General features: G+C 68.5%; 19 protein-coding genes. 12 read left to right on the forward strand and 7 right to left on the reverse strand.

Features of this window, described 5'->3' with window-relative positions; translation table 11 throughout:
• The first annotated feature begins 101 nt into the window (after positions 1 to 101).
• The 5 genes from ACLB90_RS17530 (at position 102) to ACLB90_RS17550 (ending at position 3270) form a co-directional block, all read left to right on the forward strand.
• A complete protein-coding gene (locus ACLB90_RS17530) occupies positions 102 to 350 on the forward strand; it encodes a succinate dehydrogenase assembly factor 2 (RefSeq protein WP_411850649.1) in 249 nt (82 codons plus the stop codon).
• On the forward strand, positions 301 to 750 hold the full coding sequence (locus ACLB90_RS17535; protein WP_411850650.1) for a hypothetical protein: 450 nt from the start codon (positions 301 to 303) through the stop codon (positions 748 to 750). Before ACLB90_RS17530 ends, ACLB90_RS17535 begins: the two co-directional genes overlap by 50 nt.
• Before the next feature lie 23 nt (positions 751 to 773).
• A complete protein-coding gene (locus ACLB90_RS17540; RefSeq protein ID WP_411850651.1) occupies positions 774 to 2015 on the forward strand; it encodes a lipoprotein-releasing ABC transporter permease subunit in 1242 nt (413 codons plus the stop codon).
• Entirely contained in the window at positions 2008 to 2736 is a 729-nt protein-coding gene (gene lolD, locus ACLB90_RS17545) for a lipoprotein-releasing ABC transporter ATP-binding protein LolD (protein ID WP_411850652.1), read from the forward strand. Before ACLB90_RS17540 ends, lolD begins: the two co-directional genes overlap by 8 nt.
• 96 nt (positions 2737 to 2832) lie before the next feature.
• Positions 2833 to 3270, forward strand: a complete 438-nt coding sequence (locus ACLB90_RS17550; RefSeq protein ID WP_411850653.1) for a DUF6491 family protein — start codon at positions 2833 to 2835, stop codon at positions 3268 to 3270.
• A gap of 36 nt (positions 3271 to 3306) precedes the next feature.
• Here ACLB90_RS17550 and ACLB90_RS17555 read toward each other — a convergent pair whose 3' ends face one another.
• The 3 genes from ACLB90_RS17555 to ftsY are packed head-to-tail and all read right to left on the reverse strand — an operon-like array spanning position 3307 to position 6249.
• The gene (locus ACLB90_RS17555) at positions 3307 to 3579 is read right to left on the reverse strand and encodes an oxidative damage protection protein (protein WP_411850654.1); all 273 of its coding nucleotides are present in this window, start codon (positions 3577 to 3579) and stop codon (positions 3307 to 3309) included.
• Positions 3580 to 3583: 4 nt separating this feature from the next.
• Positions 3584 to 4705, reverse strand: a complete 1122-nt coding sequence (mutY, locus tag ACLB90_RS17560; RefSeq protein WP_411850655.1) for an A/G-specific adenine glycosylase — start codon at positions 4703 to 4705, stop codon at positions 3584 to 3586.
• On the reverse strand, positions 4705 to 6249 hold the full coding sequence (gene ftsY / locus ACLB90_RS17565; RefSeq protein ID WP_411850656.1) for a signal recognition particle-docking protein FtsY: 1545 nt from the start codon (positions 6247 to 6249) through the stop codon (positions 4705 to 4707). Before ftsY ends, mutY begins: the two co-directional genes overlap by 1 nt.
• 131 nt (positions 6250 to 6380) lie before the next feature.
• Between ftsY and ACLB90_RS17570 the strand changes: the two genes are divergently transcribed.
• Entirely contained in the window at positions 6381 to 6680 is a 300-nt protein-coding gene (locus tag ACLB90_RS17570; RefSeq protein WP_411850657.1) for a hypothetical protein, read from the forward strand.
• Between the two features lie 106 nt (positions 6681 to 6786).
• On the opposite strand, the gene htpG is transcribed toward ACLB90_RS17570, so the two are convergent.
• Entirely contained in the window at positions 6787 to 8685 is a 1899-nt protein-coding gene (gene htpG, locus ACLB90_RS17575) for a molecular chaperone HtpG (protein WP_411850658.1), read from the reverse strand.
• A 48-nt stretch (positions 8686 to 8733) separates the two neighbouring features.
• Entirely contained in the window at positions 8734 to 9216 is a 483-nt protein-coding gene (locus ACLB90_RS17580; protein WP_411850659.1) for a hypothetical protein, read from the reverse strand.
• Between the two features lie 417 nt (positions 9217 to 9633).
• Here ACLB90_RS17580 and rsmD point away from each other — a divergent pair, with 417 nt between their 5' ends.
• The 6 genes from rsmD to ACLB90_RS17610 all read left to right on the forward strand — a co-directional run bounded on the left by rsmD (position 9634) and on the right by ACLB90_RS17610 (position 14429).
• The gene (gene rsmD / locus ACLB90_RS17585; RefSeq protein ID WP_411850660.1) at positions 9634 to 10239 is read left to right on the forward strand and encodes a 16S rRNA (guanine(966)-N(2))-methyltransferase RsmD; all 606 of its coding nucleotides are present in this window, start codon (positions 9634 to 9636) and stop codon (positions 10237 to 10239) included.
• A 7-nt stretch (positions 10240 to 10246) separates the two neighbouring features.
• Positions 10247 to 10756 carry a pantetheine-phosphate adenylyltransferase gene (gene coaD / locus ACLB90_RS17590; RefSeq protein WP_411850661.1) on the forward strand — a complete coding sequence of 170 codons (510 nt, stop codon included), beginning with the start codon at positions 10247 to 10249 and terminating at the stop codon, positions 10754 to 10756.
• Positions 10757 to 10802: 46 nt separating this feature from the next.
• Positions 10803 to 11294 (forward strand): hypothetical protein, encoded by a 492-nt coding sequence (locus tag ACLB90_RS17595; protein ID WP_136005870.1) that lies wholly within the window; start codon positions 10803 to 10805, stop codon positions 11292 to 11294.
• A 124-nt stretch (positions 11295 to 11418) separates the two neighbouring features.
• Complete coding sequence (locus ACLB90_RS17600; RefSeq protein WP_411850662.1) at positions 11419 to 11703, forward strand: YfhL family 4Fe-4S dicluster ferredoxin; 285 nt, start codon at positions 11419 to 11421, stop codon at positions 11701 to 11703.
• Positions 11700 to 13436 (forward strand): gamma-glutamyltransferase, encoded by a 1737-nt coding sequence (ggt, locus tag ACLB90_RS17605; protein WP_411850663.1) that lies wholly within the window; start codon positions 11700 to 11702, stop codon positions 13434 to 13436. The genes ACLB90_RS17600 and ggt overlap by 4 nt, the downstream gene beginning before the upstream one ends.
• A 105-nt stretch (positions 13437 to 13541) precedes the next feature.
• Positions 13542 to 14429, forward strand: coding sequence for an MBL fold metallo-hydrolase (locus tag ACLB90_RS17610; RefSeq protein ID WP_411850664.1), 888 nt, complete (start codon positions 13542 to 13544; stop codon positions 14427 to 14429).
• A 1319-nt stretch (positions 14430 to 15748) separates the two neighbouring features.
• Here ACLB90_RS17610 and ACLB90_RS17615 read toward each other — a convergent pair.
• Together ACLB90_RS17615 and upp are read right to left on the reverse strand one after the other, a co-directional pair.
• Entirely contained in the window at positions 15749 to 16033 is a 285-nt protein-coding gene (locus ACLB90_RS17615; RefSeq protein WP_411850665.1) for a PsiF family protein, read from the reverse strand.
• Between the two features lie 106 nt (positions 16034 to 16139).
• Positions 16140 to 16775 (reverse strand): uracil phosphoribosyltransferase, encoded by a 636-nt coding sequence (gene upp / locus ACLB90_RS17620; protein WP_411850666.1) that lies wholly within the window; start codon positions 16773 to 16775, stop codon positions 16140 to 16142.
• Positions 16776 to 16946 lie beyond the last annotated feature (171 nt).

Below are 16946 nucleotides of genomic sequence, written 5' to 3' on the forward strand. Positions count from 1 at the left end.
GAACCGTAGAGCCGGGCTCTGCCCGGCCAAACGAAAAAGGCAAAGCCGAGCGATGCTCGGCTTTGCCGTTTCAAGGCTTTGCCATTCAAGGAGCCACACCGATGGATGAAGCAACCCTGCTGAAAAAGCTGCGCTGGCGCTGCCGCCGTGGCATGCGTGAGCTGGACCAGCTGTTCGAGCGTTACCTGGACCGCGAATGGGCCGGTGCACCGACCGAAGAGCGCGAGGTTTTCCTGTTCCTGCTGGAATGCGAGGACGATAGGCTGTGGCGGTGGTTCATGGGTTACGAGGAATGCCCCCATGCCGAGCCGGCCGCTCTCATCGCCAGGATCCGCGCCCTGCCGGCTTGAATGGCGCCCCTCGCGCTGGCAGTGCCGCGCGCAGGTCCTGCTCGTCGCCCTGGTTCCCTGGGCGCTCGCGCTGAGCGATCTGCCGGGGCCGCGCTGGCAGATGGTCGCGGCGGCGGCGGTGCTGGTGGGCGTCGCCGAGGCCCGCTGGCAGGTGCGTCGGCCGTGCCGGCGCCTGCTGATTCCGCCCGGCGATGCGGCCGTGACCGTGGATGGCAGGCCGGTCGAGGCGTTTGCAGCACGGTTCCGTGGCCCGCTGGTCCAGCTGCGCTGGCGGCAAGGCTGGCGGCGGCATGCACTGTTGTTCTGGCCCGACACCCTGCCGGCGGCGCAGCGACGTGAACTGCGACTGGCCGTCGGCAACCGCTGCATTTCCCGTTCACGTCGTGCAATGGCACCATAGCCTGAATTGTCCGGCGCACCTGCATGTTCAAACCCATACCTGTCGCAATCGGCCTGCGCTATCTGCGTGCCAAACGCCGCAACGGCTTCATCTCCTTCATCTCGATGGCGTCCATTCTTGGCATCGCGCTGGGCGTGACCGTGCTGATCACCACCCTGGCGGTAATGAGCGGCTTCCAGAAGGAGATCCGCGACCGCCTGCTGCAGATGTCCGCGCATACCACCATCACCAGCGACGGCGCGCCGATGGCCGACTGGCCGCGTACGGTGGACCTGGCGATGAAGGACCCGCGCGTGGCCGGTGCCGCGCCGTACATCGAGATCCAGGCAATGCTGAGCGGCCCGCGCGTACAGGGTGCGATCGTGCAGGGCATCGACCCGGCGCTGGAGCCGACGGTCTCGGTGATCAACAAGAAGCTCAAGCGCGGCAGCTACGACAGCCTGACCCCGGGCAGCTACAACCTGCTGCTGGGCAGTGAGCTGGCGATCTGGCTTGGCGTGGACGTGGGCGACACCGTGGTGGTGACGCTGGCCGAAGTGCAGGGCACGCCGATGGGCGCGATGCCGCGGCTGAAGCGCTTCACCGTCAGCGGCATCTTCGAGGCCGGCTACAACGAGATCGACCGCGGCGTGGCCTACGCCAACATGAGCGACCTCGAGCGCGTGCTGCGCATCGATGGCGCCACCGGCGTGCGCCTGAAGCTGCATGACATGGACAAGGCGCTGGACGTTGGCCTGGACCTGGCGCATGCGCTGCACGGCGCGTACCGGGTCAGCGACTGGACCCAGCAGAACGCCAACCTGTACCACTCGCTGCGCATGGAGAAGGTGGTGATGGGCATCCTGCTGTCGCTGATCATCGCGATGGGCGCCTTCAACCTGGTGTCCTCGCAGGTGATGCTGGTCACCGACAAGCAGGCCGACATCGCCATCCTGCGCACGCTCGGCCTGACCCCGGGCGGGGTGATGCAGGTGTTCATGGTGCAGGGCTCGCTGATCGGCATCTTCGGTACCGTGATGGGCGTGATCGGCGGCATCACCCTGACCTTGAACCTCGAACGCATCCTTGGCGCGATCGAAACGGTGTTCAACGTCAAGCTGCTGCCCGAGGACGTGTACTACATCACCGGCCTGCCGACCGACATGCAGGCGCCGGACATCATCATCATCACCGTGGTCGCACTGGTCATGAGCTTCCTGGCGACGTTGTATCCCGCGTGGCGCGCTGCCCGCACCCAGCCGGCGGAGGCCCTGCGTTATGAATGATGTGATCGGGCACGACGTCAGCGTCCGCGGCCAGGAAGTGATCCGCGCCGAGCGCCTGGGCAAGACCTATTCGGAAGGGCGCATGCAGACCCCGGTCTTCGACGGCCTGGACCTGAGCGTCAACACCGGCGAAACCGTGGCGATCATCGGTGCCTCCGGTGCCGGCAAGAGCACCCTGCTGCACCTGCTGGGCGGGCTGGACCTGCCCACGGCGGGTGAGGTGCTGGTGGCCGGCGTGCGCATGTCGCAGCTGTCCGATGCCGCACGTGGGAGCCTGCGCAACCGCACCCTCGGCTTCGTGTACCAGTTCCACCACCTGCTGCCCGAGTTCACCGCGTTGGAGAACGTGATGATGCCGGTGCTGCTGGGCGGTGCCGACGTGGCCGATGCGCAGGGGCGCGCCCGTTCGCTGCTGGAGTCGGTCGGTCTGGGCCATCGCCTGGAGCACAAGCCCAGCGAACTGTCCGGTGGCGAACGTCAGCGGGCGGCCGTGGCCCGCGCGCTGGTCAACCGGCCGGCCTGCGTGCTCGGCGACGAGCCGACCGGCAACCTGGACGACAAGACCGCCGCAACCGTGTTCGAGCTGATGCTCGAGCTCAACCGTGCGCACCACACCAGCCTGGTGCTGGTCACCCACGACCGCAGCCTGGCGCGCAAGCTGGACCGCGTGCTGGAACTGCGTGAAGGACGCCTGCACGCGTTGTCGCACGACCAGGTCTGAGCACGCCCGTCCGGGCGCTGAACTGCCGGCGGGCTGCATGCGCCGGCATCATCCCGGGTGGCGCATGATCCCCGCAGCCCACCCGCCGGAGGTTCCATGAAAGCCTATGTTGCCGTCGCCCTGTGCCTGGCCCTGTCCGCATGCGCGACCAGTGGTCGCCTGACGTCCGAGCAGAAGCTGTCGCTGTACCGCGCCCATGCGGCGCCTCCGCAGCAGGACATGCCGTTGTATGGCGGCATCAACGGCTGGACCGAGCTGGGCGACAGTGCGCTGGCGGTATGGACACGCCCGAGCGAGGCCTATCTGCTGGAGCTGACCGGCCCGTGCCAGGGACTGGACTACGCACTGGAGATCGCGCTGACCAGCCGCACCGGGCGGGTGTCGTCGCGCTTCGACAAGGTGCTGGTCCGCGATCCGACGTCCGGCCCGATGAACATGCCGTGCTTCATCCGCAGCATCCAGAAACTGGATATCAAGGCGTTGCGCGCGTCCGAGCAGGAAATGCGCCAGGCGAAGCTGCAGGAGCGGGAGTAGGGAGGTAGGTGCCGGCCGCTGGCCGGCACAGAGGCCTCACGCCTCGGGGGCGACGTAACCGGCCGGCTTCTCGGCGCCGCCGGAGAACAGGTACTTGACCAGCTCTTCTTCCAGGAACGCGCGATGCTTCGGATCGCGCGGTGACAGCCGGTTCTCGTTGATCAGCATGGTCTGGTGCGCCAGCCACGCGCTCCATGCGCCCTTGCCGATATGGTTGAAGATGCGCTGGCCGAGGTCGCCAGGGTAGGGCACAAAGTCCAGGCCGTCGGTGTCGCGTTGTTCGTACTGGCAGAAAACGGTGCGGGGCATGGGCTTACTCGGTATCGGGTGGGGATGGTGCGCGTCGCATTGTACGGCGCTTGGGCGAGACGGGCGGCGCGCCGGTGTCCAGCAGCTTGCGGATTGGTGCGGGCAGCCCGAGCGTCGGCAGGTCTTCCGGGGCGACCCAGCGCAGGCCCGGGACATCGGCACGCAGGCCGTCCACCTGGCAGGACAGCACCTGCAGGTGCAGGCGGTAATGGCTGAAGGTATGTTCCAGCACCGGCAGCGCCTGCGCGTCGTCCAGCGACCCGTCGAGGTGCGCGTCGAACCAGTCCTGCAGCGCGCTGCCGTGCTCGGCCTGCGGCAAGGTCCACAACTGCGCCCAGATGCCGGTGTCCGGCCTCTTCTGCAGCAGGACGCGGCCACGGCCATCGCGCAGCAGCAGGGCCACGGCCTCGCGCTCGGGCAGCGCTTTGCTCGGCTTCGGCGTGGGCAGCTGGTCGGTGCGGCCTTCACGACGCGCCACGCAATCGTCCTGCAGCGGGCAGATCACGCACGCGGGGCGGCTGCGGGTGCACACGGTGGCGCCCAGGTCCATCTGCGCCTGCGTGTAGTCGGCCATGCGCCCGTCGGGAACGTGCTGCACGTGGGCCTCGGCCAGCGCCCACAGCACCTTCTCCACGGCGGGCAGGCCGGGAAAGCCGTCGATGCCGTGATAGCGGGTGAGCACGCGTTTGACGTTGCCGTCGAGGATCGCATGGCGATCGTTCCAGGCCTGGCTGAGGATCGCGGCGGCGGTACTGCGGCCGATGCCGGGCAGGGCGTGCAGCGCATCGGGATCGCGCGGCAGCTCGCCATCGTGGTCCGCCACGCAGCGTTGCGCGGCGGCATGCAGGTTGCGTGCACGCGCGTAGTAGCCAAGCCCGGCCCACCGTGCCATCACCGCATCGTTGCTGGCTGCGGCCAGCGCCGGCAGGGTGGGGAAGACCCGCAGGAACGTCAGGAAGTACGGAATGACCGTACTGACCTGGGTCTGCTGCAGCATGATCTCCGACAGCCACACCCGGTACGGCGAGCGCGGATGCTGCCACGGCAGGTCATGCCGGCCGTGGCCGTCGAACCACGGCAGCAGGCGGCCGACGAAGGCGTCGCCGCGCCCGGCCACACCGTGCATCAGCCGCCCAGAGCCTCGGGCAGCAGCGCGTCGACGAAGGCTTCCGGATCGAACACGCGCAGATCTTCCGGACGCTCGCCGATGCCGGCGTAACGGATCGGAATGCCGAACTCGCGGGCCAGCGCGAACACCACGCCGCCCTTGGCGGTGCCATCCAGCTTGGTCACGACCAGGCCGGTGACGTTGACCGCCGCGTGGAACTGGCGCAGCTGGGAGAGCGCGTTCTGGCCGGTGGTGCCGTCGATCACCATCAGCACCTCGTGCGGTGCGGCCGGATCGATCTTGCCCAGTACGCGGCGGATCTTGCCCAGTTCGTTCATCAGACCGGACTGGGTGTGCAGGCGGCCGGCAGTGTCGGCAATCAGCACCTCGGTGCCGCGTGCCTTGCCGGCCTGCAGCGCATCGAACGCGACCGACGCCGCATCGGCGTTCTGGCCCTGCGCCACCACGGCCACGCCGTTGCGCTCGCCCCAGGCCTGCAGCTGGGCCACGGCGGCGGCGCGGAAGGTGTCGCCGGCGGCCAGCATCAGGCTGTGGCCGTCGTCCTTGAAGCGCTTGGCCAGCTTGCCGATGGTGGTGGTCTTGCCAACGCCGTTGACGCCGACGGTGAGCACCACGAAGGGCTTGGCGGTGCGGTCGATGACCAGCGGCTTGGCGACCGGCTGCAGGATCGCGATCAGCTCGCTGCGCAGGGCGGCCAGCAGCGCCTTGGCATCGGCGAACTCACGCGCCTTCATGCGCTTGCGCAGGCCTTCGACCAGTGCGGTGGTGGCACCCACGCCGACATCGGCGGTGATCAGTGCGGTTTCCAGCTCGTCGAGCAGGTCGTCGTCGAGCTTGGGATTGCGCGAGAACAGGCCGCCGAAGCTGCGCGCGATGACGCTGTTGCGCAGGCGGTCGCGCCAGCCGAGCTTGCCGGGGGCGGCGGGGGCGGCGGCGTCGGTGGGTTCGAGGGTGTCGGCAGGCGTGGCGGCGGCCGGTTCCGCCGGTTGGGCGGCTTCCTGGACGATGTCGGTGGCAACCAGGACCGGCGGGGTGAGCTGGACGACCGGTGCGGCGGGTGCGGCGACCGGTGTGGGGTCGGCGGGGAGCCGGCCAGCGGCCGGCACTACCGGTGTGGTTGGCTGCGCGGGCGCGGTGGCCGGGGCGACCGGTGCGGCCGGTTGCGCAGGTGCGGTGGGTGCGGCGACCGGTGTGGGGTCGGCGGGGAGCCGGCCAGCGGCCGGGGCGACCGGTGCGGCCGGTTGCGCAGGTGCGATGGGTGCGGCGACCGGTGTGGGGTCGGCGGGGAGCCGGCCAGCGGCCGGCACTACCGGTGCGGTTGGCTGTGCGGGCGCGGTGGGCGGGGTGACCGGTGCGGCCGGTTGCGCAGGTGCGGTGGGCGGGACGACCGGTGCAGTCGGTTGCGCCGGCGGCGCCGGCGGCGCAGCGGCGTCGGCCGGCTGCGGAAATGCGGCGGCCAGCTCTTCAGCCGAGTAGTGCTGGGTCTTGGGCGCGTCCTGCGGAGCGTCCTGGGGCTTTTTGCGACGGAAGAAACTGAGCATTGGATTCGGCGCTGAAATCAGGGGGATATGCTACCACTCGGGCTTGTCACGCCCGAGTGCACTCAAGTGGGCGGCGTGGCGGCCGCTATCGACGGTGGAAGGCCGCGCTGGGCGGTCCGGGGTGCATCCGAATGGGCAATATCCTGGCGATCGCGGGCAGCGGCATGCGTGCGGCCCAGCAAGGGGTGCAGGTGGCCGCGCACAATGTGGCCAATCTGGCCACGCCCGACGCGACGCGCCTGCAGGTGCAGCGTGGCGCTGCGCCTGCCGGCGGCGTGCAGACCACCGTGGGCGCCACCGCCCAGGACCCGGCGGCTCCATTGACCGACCTGCTGGCCGCCCGCACCGAGGTGATTGCGTTCACCGCCAATGCCGCGCTGATCCGGCGGGCCGATGACATGGTGGGCGTACTGCTCGACGCAACCGCCTGACCCAGGGGCGCCTCGTTGACGGTAGTGCCGGCCGCTGGCCGGCAATCCGTCTGGGGCGGGTGTCCCGTGAGCCGGCCAGCGGCCGGCACTACCGGTACGGCTCGTCTTACGCCGACAGTTCCAGCAGCAGCTTGTTGAGCCGGCGCACGTAGGCGGCCGGGTCCTTCAGCGTGTCGCCGGCGGCCAGCGCGGCCTGGTCGAACAGCACACGGCTCAGATCATCAAAGCGTGCCGCGTCGGCTTCCTGGTCGAGCTTGCCGATCAGCGGGTGGCCGGGGTTGAACTCGAACACCGGCTTGCTGTCGGGAACCTTCTGGCCGCTGGCTTCCAGGATCTGGCGCATCTGCAGGCCCAGGTCCTGTTCGCCGATGGCCAGGATCGCCGGGGAGTCGGTGAGGCGGTGCGAGACGCGCACATCGGCCACGTCCTCGCCGAGCGCGGTCTTGAGCCGCTCGACCAGGGCCTGCTTGTCCTTGGCCGCTTCTTCCTGCGCCTGCTTGTCTTCAGCCGATTCCAGCGCGCCGAGGTCGAGGTCGCCACGGGCGACGTCAACGAACGACTTGCCGTCGAAGTCGGTCAGGTAGCCCATCAGCCACTCGTCGATGCGGTCGGTGAGCAGCAGCACTTCGATGCCCTTCTTGCGGAACACCTCCAGGTGCGGGCTGTCCTTGACCTGGGTATGGCTGTCGCCGGTCAGGAAGTAGATCTTGTCCTGGCCTTCGATCATTCGGCCGATGTAGTCGGCCAGCGACACGCTCTGCTCGCCGCTGGCGTCATGGGTGGAGGCGAAGCGCAGCAGGCCGGCCACCTTCTCGCGGTTGCCGTAATCCTCGGCGGGGCCTTCCTTGAGGACCTGGCCGAACTGCTTCCAGAAGCCGGCGTAGATCTCGGGCTTGTCGTTGGCCAGCTTGTCGAGCATGTCCAGCGAGCGCTTGGTGAGCGCGGCCTTCATCGAGTCGATGACCGGGCCGGACTGCAGGATTTCGCGCGACACGTTCAGCGACAGGTCGTTGGAATCCACGACGCCCTTGATGAAGCGCAGGTACAGCGGCAGGAACTGCTCGGCCTGGTCCATCACGAACACGCGCTGCACGTAGAGCTTCAGGCCCTTGGGCGCGTCGCGGTGGTAGAGGTCGAACGGGGCGTGGCCGGGCACGTACAGCAGCGAGGTGTACTCGAGCTTGCCTTCGACCTTGTTGTGGCTCCAGGCCAGCGGGTCCTGGTGGTCGTGCGCGGCGTGCTTGTAGAACTCCTGGTACTCGGCGTCGGTGATCTCGTTGCGCGGACGGGTCCACAGCGCGCTGGCACGGTTGACGGTTTCCCACTCGGGCTCGGCCGGTGCATCGTCGCCGTGGTGGTCCTTGACCATCTGGATCGGCAGGCCGATGTGGTCGGAGTACTTCTTGATGATGCCGCGCAGGCGCCAGCCGTCGGCGAAGTCGAGCTGGTCGTCCTTGAGGTGCAGCACGATGCGGGTGCCGCGCTCGGGCTTGTCGATGCTCTCGACGTCGAATTCGCCCTCGCCGCGCGAGGACCAGTGCACGCCCTCGCTGGCGGGCAGGCCGGCGCGGCGCGAGTAGACGTCGACCTGGTCGGCGACGATGAAGGCGCTGTAGAAGCCGACGCCGAACTGGCCGATCAGCTGGGAGTCCTTCTTCTGGTCGCCGGAGAGCTGGCGCAGGAAGTCGCCGGTGCCGGACTTGGCGATGGTGCCCAGGTGGGCAATGGCCTCGTCACGGCTCATGCCGATGCCGTTGTCGTCGATGGTCAGGGTGCGGGCATCGGCATCGAAGCTGACGCGGATGCGCAGGTCGCTGTCGCTCTCAAGAAGGGCCGGCTGGGTCAGCGCTTCGAAGCGCAGCTTGTCCGAGGCGTCGGCGGCATTGGAGATCAGCTCGCGAAGGAAGATTTCCTTGTTGGAATACAGCGAGTGGATCATCAGCTGCAGCAGCTGCTTGACTTCAGTCTGGAAGCCCAGGGTTTCTTTTTGGGTCTGCACGGTCATGAGTGGCGATGCTCCTTGGACGATGCCGCGCCCGGCGCGGCGGCTGGCTCAAGGGGTAGGGGCGGCGGGGTGGGTTTTCAAGAGCGTGCAGACACCGCATGGCGGCTGTACCAAGGCGTGGCGTGGCGTCCGATTGCGTGGGCGGGGGCGGGATCCTGGGCCGCCACCCTGGGCCGCTTCCGGGCCGAGCGCTTCATCGTCGTCGCTCGACGCGCATATCCAGGCCGCGCGGCTGCCTTTCAGCACGGCCTCGCCGCCAGCAGGTCGGGCATTCTTCTCGAGGCAGAAGGCTTCATGGTAAAGCTGCGTTGCCTTGCTTTGGCGGGAGTACCGATAGGTGGGAATCCCGTCCTCGTTCATCGATAGACGCTGTTCCACAGCGACAAGGCCTCCTTCGAAGTCTGGCCACTCGGATGTCCTGATCAGGATGCTCTCGCCACGTGTATTCATCTCGACCCGATCCTGCGAAGAGAGAGGAGGGCCTGCAGATACTGGAAGTGCCACCACCCAGGCCAATGCGAGTTTCATCATGATGAGTGTCCAGGTGACCGCACATGCGGTATTTGGATTCTCGTCAACGAGGCAGGACGACGCAGCGTGTTCCGTCTCGAAACTGGCCCCTGCGCAAGAGATATCTGCATTGAATCCAGCGCGGCCATTGGCTGGGCGAATGACGGGCTGCAATGACGCGCTGGATCGTTACGTCGGCGGCAACCCACGCCTGAACGTTGATCTGGACGTAGATGGCCGGCGTTGCGGGGCGGCATTGGGTGCGGACGAAAATGCGGGCGGCGAGAGCGTCAGGGGAGGTCGCATCTGCCGCCTCCGGTGCATGAACCGCGTACGCCCGGCATCAGCGCTTAGAATGCTGGCCCGACCCCCTGACCTTTGTGCCATGACCCGTCTCGACCCGTGCGCCCCGCCAACCCGTCCAGCCAAGACCCGCGCATGACGCCGCGTCAGCCCGCAGCACCGGCGATGGGTCAGGTGCGCATCATCGGCGGCAAGTGGCGCGGGACGAAGCTGCCGGTGCCGCTGTCGCCGGGGCTGCGCCCGAGCAGCGACCGGGTCCGGGAGACATTGTTCAACTGGCTGACGCCGCGGCTGGGCGGGGCGCGGGTGCTGGACCTGTTCGCCGGCAGCGGCGCGCTGGGGCTGGAGGCGGTGTCGCGTGGGGCCGCCCACGCCACGCTGGTGGAGAAGGATGGCGGGTTGTCCCGGCAGCTGCGCGAGTCGGTGACCCGGCTGGGCGCGCAGGGGCTGGTGGAGGTGGTCCAGGCCGACGCCCTGCAATGGCTGCGGCAGCCGGCCGGGGCGCTGGCGGATATCGCCTTCGTCGACCCGCCGTTCGCCGCCGGGCTGTGGGACGCGGTGATCGCCGGGCTGCCGGCGCATCTGGCCGCCGATGCCTGGCTGTACGTGGAGTCGCCGGCCGGCCAGGCGCCGCGGTTGCCGGCGCCGTGGCTGCTGCACCGCGAGGGGGGCACCCGGGAGGTCCGTTTTGCCCTGTACCGCCGCGCCGCTGCTACACTTTCACCAGATCACAACGTGTAGCTGCCGTATGACCGTGGCCAACCGCCGCATTGCCGTGTACCCGGGCACCTTCGATCCGATCACCAACGGTCACATCGACCTGGTGAACCGGGCCGCGCCGCTGTTCGAAAAGGTGGTGGTGGGTGTGGCGCAGAGCCCGTCCAAGGGGCCGACGCTGCCGCTGGAGCTGCGGGTGTCGCTGGCGCGTGAGGCGCTGGCCCACCACCGCAACGTGGAAGTGCGCGGTTTCGATACGTTGCTGGCGCATTTCGTGCGCTCCATGCAGGGCGGCGTACTGCTGCGCGGCCTGCGTGCGGTGTCCGATTTCGAGTACGAATTCCAGATGGCGAGCATGAACCGCCATCTGATCCCGGAAGTCGAGACGCTGTTCCTGACCCCGGCCGAGCAGCACAGCTTCATTTCGTCTTCGCTGGTCCGCGAGATCGCCCGCCTGGGCGGCGACGTGTCCGGCTTCGTTCCCGCGTCGGTGCTGGAAGCGCTGCGCAGGGTCCGGGAAGCGAAGTCGGGCCCGACGTAATAACCGCCAGACCATACATACCAAGAACCACCAAGGGAGGAATTCCATGAACAACACCATGCGTGCCATGTTGATCGCGTCGTTCGCGCTGGCCTTCACCGCCTGCAAGAAGGAAGAGGCCGCACCGGTCGCCGAAGCCCAGCAGGCGCTGGTCGCCCCGGGCAAGGACGACGATGCCGGCTGGAAGAAGTACCTGCAGGCCGTGGCCGTGCAGAACATGGGCAACATCACCAACAGCCCGTTCCTGTACTACCTCGGGCCGGAATCGGACCCGCAGTTCCAGGACAAGTACGAGCGCCAGGTTGAAAGCGCCACCCAGGCCGTCGCCCGTGGCGTGCAGCCGGGCAACATGCTGGCCTTCGGTTCGTCTGCCTCGGGCAAGATGGCCGACATGATCCAGACCGTGTTCAAGGACGTGTCGCCGGACTCCATGAAGGGCGTGCGCGTCGTGTTCATCGGCCAGGCCGCCGACAACGCCCGCGTGCAGTCCATCGTGCAGCCGACCGGCGCCGAGTACATCTTCGTCGAAGCCAAGTAACCCGTGCAGTGGCGGCCGCGCCCCGCGCGCGGCCCGGGCGGCGTCCTCCGGGGCGCCGCCGATCATCGGCCGGCGCTCTGCGCTGGCCGGTTTTCATCCGCCGGCGCGGGCGTGGAGTAACGCCATGTCGCTGAAAATCAATGAGCTCTGCGTCAACTGCGACGTATGTGAGCCGGCCTGCCCCAATCAGGCCATCTCGATGGGTGAAACCATCTACGTGATCGACCCGGCCCGCTGCACCGAGTGCGTGGGACATTTCGACGAACCCCAGTGCGTGGTCGTCTGCCCGGTGGAGTGCATCGATCCCGATCCGGACATCCCGGAAACCCAGGAAGCGCTGTTGGCCAAGCTGTTTGGGCTGCAGCGCGATCATCCCGAACTGTATGTCACGGAGTCCCCGTCCGAATGAACAGGCTGTCGCGTCGTTGGTTGCTGCTGGTGCTGCTGTGGGCACCGGTGGCCTGGTCCGCCGAATCCACCCCGGCGTCGTTGGCCAAGCACCCGGAGGGCGCGGCGATTGCCAGCGGCCACCATCTGGCCACCGAGGCCGGCATGGAGATCCTGGCCAAGGGCGGCAATGCGTTCGACGCCGCCGTGGCGGTGTCCTCGGTGCTGTCGGTGGTCGAGCCGATCAGCTCCGGTCTCGGCGGTGGCGGCTTCTTCCTGCTGCATGACGCGGCCACCGGCAAGGACGTGATGCTGGACGCGCGCGAGACCGCGCCGCAGGCGGCCACGCCCGAGGCATTCCTGGACGGGAAGGGCGAGCTGGACCGCGACCGCTCGGTCAACGGTCCATGGTCGGCCGGCATTCCCGGCCTGCCGGCCGCGCTGGTGGAGCTGTCCACCAAGCACGGCAAGCTGCCGCTGCGCGCCTCGCTGGAGCCGGCGATCCGCATCGCCCGCGACGGATTCCCGGTGTACGCGCGCATGGCCAAGGGCTACGCCTCGCGCCGTGCGGTGATGGAGCGGTACCCCGGCACGCGCGAGGTGTACCTGCGCAACGGCAGGCCGATCGCCGAAGGCGACGTGTTCCGCCAGCCGGAACTGGCGGCCACCCTGGAGCGCCTGGCCGACAAGGGCTTCGACGGTTTCTACCGCGGGCAGACCGGCACGCTGCTGCTGGCCGGCGTGAAGCAGGCCGGCGGCCGCTGGACGGCCGAGGAACTGGCCGGCTACCGGGTCAAGCAGCGCGAGCCGATCGTGTTCAAGTACCGCGACTGGACCGTCACCACCGCCGCGCCGCCGTCGTCCGGCGGCATCGCGCTGGCATCGATGCTGCAGATCCTGGAAGGCTGGGACCTGAAGACGCTGGACGAGGCCCACCGCACCCACCTGGTGGTGGAGGCCATGCGCCGCGCCTACCGCGACCGCACGTTCTTCCTGGGCGATCCGGACTTCGTGCAGATTCCGCAGAAGGTGCTGACCAGCAAGGATTACGCCCAGGGCCTGCGCGCCACCATCCACCCGGAGAAGGCGACCCCGAGCGATCTGCTGTCGGGCAATCCGACCCCGCTGGAAGACGACGAGACCACCCACTTCTCGATCATCGACCGCGACGGCAACCGCGTCGGCGCCACCCAGACCGTCAACCTGCTGTATGGCTCGGGCCTGATTCCGTCCGGCACCGGCGTGCTGCTGAACAACGAAATGGACGACTTCGCGCTGAAGCCGGGCACGCCCAATGCCTTCGGCGTGATGGGGTATGCGGCCAACGCGCCCAAGCCGGGCAAGCGCATGCTCAGCTCGATGACCCCGACCTTCATGGAATCGGCCGACAAGGTGGTGGTGCTGGGCACGCCCGGTGGCAGCCGCATCATCACGATGGTGCTGCTGGGCATTCTCGGTTACGACGCCGGGCTGGACGCCCAGCAGGTCGCGGCGTTGCCGCGTTACCACCACCAGTGGCTGCCCGATGTGATCGAGGCCGAGAGCGGTGCGTTCGACGACGCCACCCTCCGGCAGCTCCAGGCGATGGGCCACAAGGTCGATCTGCCCGGCGACAGCGCTGCGGGCGGGCGTGGTTCCAGCCACGTCTGGGGCAACCTGCAGACCGTGGAATGGAACCGGCGCAGCAACGTGCTCAGTGGCGGCAGCGATCCGCGCAACCCGGTTGGCAGCGCCGCCGTCTCTCCGGCGCGCTGATCCACACCACCGATGAAAAGCCCCGTCCTGTGGACGGGGTTTTTCGTTTGCGTCGAATCAGGTTGACTAGCGAATATTTAACGGCGACGACACGATACTTTCCGCATGAAACTCTGGTCCATTCGCGGCAACTCACAGAAGCTCGACGGCGGCGCGATGTTCGGCAACGCGCCGCGCGCCGTGTGGGAGAAATGGGCGGCGCCGGACAAGCTCAACCGCATCGAGCTGGCCTGTCGTGCGCTGCTGGCCAGCCCCTTGGCGGGCAAGACGGTGCTGTTCGAAACCGGCATCGGCGCGTTCTTCGAACCCCGCCTGCGCGACCGCTACGGCGTGCAGGAATCCAGCCACGTCCTGATCGAATCGCTACGCGAAGCCGGCTTCGAACATGAAGACGTCGATGTGGTCGTGCTCAGTCACCTGCATTTCGACCATGCGGGCGGGTTGCTGGCGCCGTGGAGCGAAGGGCGTGCGCCGGAACTGCTGTTCCCCAACGCCACGTTCCTGGTCGGTGCCGCGCACTGGGAGCGGGCACTGCACCCGCACCCGCGCGACCGCGCCAGTTTCATTCCGGAGCTGCCGGGCCTGCTGCAGGCCAGTGGCCGCCTGGAGATTGTCGACGGCCCGTATTCGCAGGCGCTCGGCGACAGTGTGCGTTTCACCTTCAGTGACGGTCATACGCCGGGCCTGATGCTGGCCGAGATCGTGGGGCCCGAGCAGGTGGACGGGCAGGCGCGCGGCGGCGTGGTCTTCTGCGCGGACCTGATCCCCGGCCGGTCCTGGGTGCATGTGCCGATCACGATGGGTTACGACCGCAATGCCGAGCTGCTGATCGACGAGAAGCGCAGCTTCCTGGAAGACAAACTGGCGCGCAACGTCCACCTGTTTTTCACCCACGATCCGCAGTGCGCGCTGGCCCAGGTCACGCGCGATGAGAAGGGCCGCTTCGGCACCGCCCACGAGCAGGGCGAGCTGAAGGCACGCGCGCTGGCGTAAGCCACACGGGAGCCGCCAGCCGGCCATCGTGCTGTTGACCCACGCCGCCGTAGAGCCGGCCTCTGGCCGGCTATCGCGCGCAGCGCGGGGGTGTTGATGTCCGGCGCGAAGAGCAGCCGACCAACGGTCGGCGCTACCGGTGCACACGGGAAGAAGCGCAGCCGACCAACGGTCGGTGCGCGCGGGGTGTCGACCGACGCCGTCGTAGAGCCGGCCGCTGGCCGGCTATCGCGCGCAGCGCGAGGTGTTGATGTCCGGCGCGAACAGCAGCCGACCAACGGTCGGCTCTACCGGTGCACACGGGAAGAAGCGCAGCCGACCAACGGTCGGTGCGCGCGGGGTGTCGACCGACGCCATCGTAGAGCCGGCCTCTGGCCGGCTATCGCGCGCAGCGCGGGTGTTGATGTCCGGCGCGAACAGCAGCCGACCAACGGTCGGCTCTACCGTTGCACACGGGAAGAAGCGCAGCCGACCAACGGTCGGTGCGCGCGGGGTGTCGACCGACGCCGTCGTAGAGCCGGCCTCTGGCCGGCTATCGCGCGCAGCGCGGGGGTGTTGATGTCCGGCGCGAACAGCAGCCGACCAACGGTCGGCTCCACCGGTGCACACGGGAAGAAGCGCAGCCGAACATCGGTCGGTGCGCGCGGGGTGCCGACCGACGCCGCTGTAGAGCCGGCCTCTGGCCGGCTATCGCGCGCATCGCGGGGGTGTTGATGCCCGGCGCGAACAGCAGCCGACCAACGGTCGGCTCTACCGGTGCACACGGGAAGAAGCGCAGGCGACCAACGGTCGGTGCGCGCGGGAAGTCGACCGACGCCGCCGTAGAGCCGGCCTCTGGCCGGCTATCGCGCGCAGCGCGAGGTGCTGATGCCCGGCGCGAAGAGCAGCCGACCAACGGTCGGCTCTACCGGTGCACACGGGAAGAAGCGCAGCCGACCAACGGTCGGTGCGCGCGGGGGGGGGGGCGACCGACGCCGTCGTAGAGCCGGCCTCTGGCCGGCTATCGCGCACAGCGCGGGTGTTGATGTCCGGCGCGAAGAGCAGCCGACCAACGGTCGGCTCTACCGGTGCACACGGAAAGAAGCGCAGCCGACCAACGGTCGGTGCGCGCGGGGTGCCGACCGACGCCGTTGTAGAGCCGGCCTCTGGCCGGCTATCGCGCGCAGCGCGAGGTGTTGACGCCCGGCGCGAAGAGCAGCCGACCAACGGTCGGCTCTACCGGTGCACACGGGAAGAAGCGCAGCCGACCAACGGTCGGTGCGCGCGTGGTGTCGACCGACGCCGTCGTAGAGCCGGCCTCTAGCCGCCGCTACCTGCGATCAATGCGCCTTCAGGCAACTGCTCATGAAGGTCTTGCGGGCGTCGCCGGCCAGCTTCTTGGCGGCGGCATCGGCGTTGCAGGTTTTCATGCGTTCCTGCGGCGTGGCGGCCGGGGCGGCGGGGCCGCTCAGGCAGGCCTTCTGCGCGGTTTTGTAGTCCTCGCCGGTCTTGCCCTTGTTCTTGGCCGAACAGTCGGCCATGCGCTGCTGCTGGGGCGTGGCGGCGGTGGCGATCACGGGGCTGCCGAGCAACAGCAGGCAGGCGAGCAGGGGCAGGGTCTTCATCGCAGGCTCCACGCACGGGTTGAGGTGCGCGCAGCTTCCGCCCGGGGCGGCATAGGCGATGTGAAGCGCCGGCGCGTGGAGACCACGGCCGGCGCGGTGCGTGGCCTCAGCCGGCGACGCGGGTACCGAAGATGCGGTCGCCCGCATCGCCCAGGCCCGGCAGGATGTAGCCCTTCTCGTTGAGCTGCGCATCGATGGCGGCGGTGAAGATCTCCACGTCCGGGTGCACGGCCTGCACGGCGGCGATGCCTTCCGGTGCGGCGACCAGGAAGATGCCCTTGATGCGGCGGGCGCCGGCGCGCTTGAGCATGTCGATGGTGGCGATGAGGGTGCCGCCGGTGGCCAGCATCGGGTCCAGGATCAGTGCGTCGCGCTCCTCCAGGCGGCCGGTCAGGCGCTCGAAGTAGGGCACCGGCTGCAGGGTTTCCTCGTCGCGCTGCAGGCCGACCACGCTGACCCGCGCCGCCGGGATCAGCGACAGCACGCCGCTGAGCATGCCCAGCCCGGCGCGCAGGATCGGCACCACGGTGATCTTGGCGCCGGCAATGCGCTGCACCGTCACCGGGCCAGCCCAGCCGGCCATCGTGTGGGGTTCGGTGTCCAGATCGGCGGTGGCCTCGTAGGCGAGCAGGCCGCCGAGCTCGTTGGCCAGCTCGCGGAAGTCCTTGGTGCTCAGGGACGCATCGCGCATCAGGCCGATCTTGTGCTGCACCAGCGGATGGCGCACTTCGACGATTTTCATGGGAATGGGACAGGGAAGAGGGGAGGCGCCTAGTGTGCCGCAACCCCCGCCAAAGCCCAACGCCGCCGCCGACGCCGGAACGCCCGCATGCCCCCGGTGTCATGCCCATGCAACCTGCCGGACATACCGTGCTGACCCAATCTTTACACCGTTGGGGATAGCTGTGCAGAA

This window comes from Stenotrophomonas sp. LGBM10 (assembly GCF_046736075.1).
Classification (GTDB): Bacteria; Pseudomonadota; Gammaproteobacteria; order Xanthomonadales; family Xanthomonadaceae; genus Stenotrophomonas.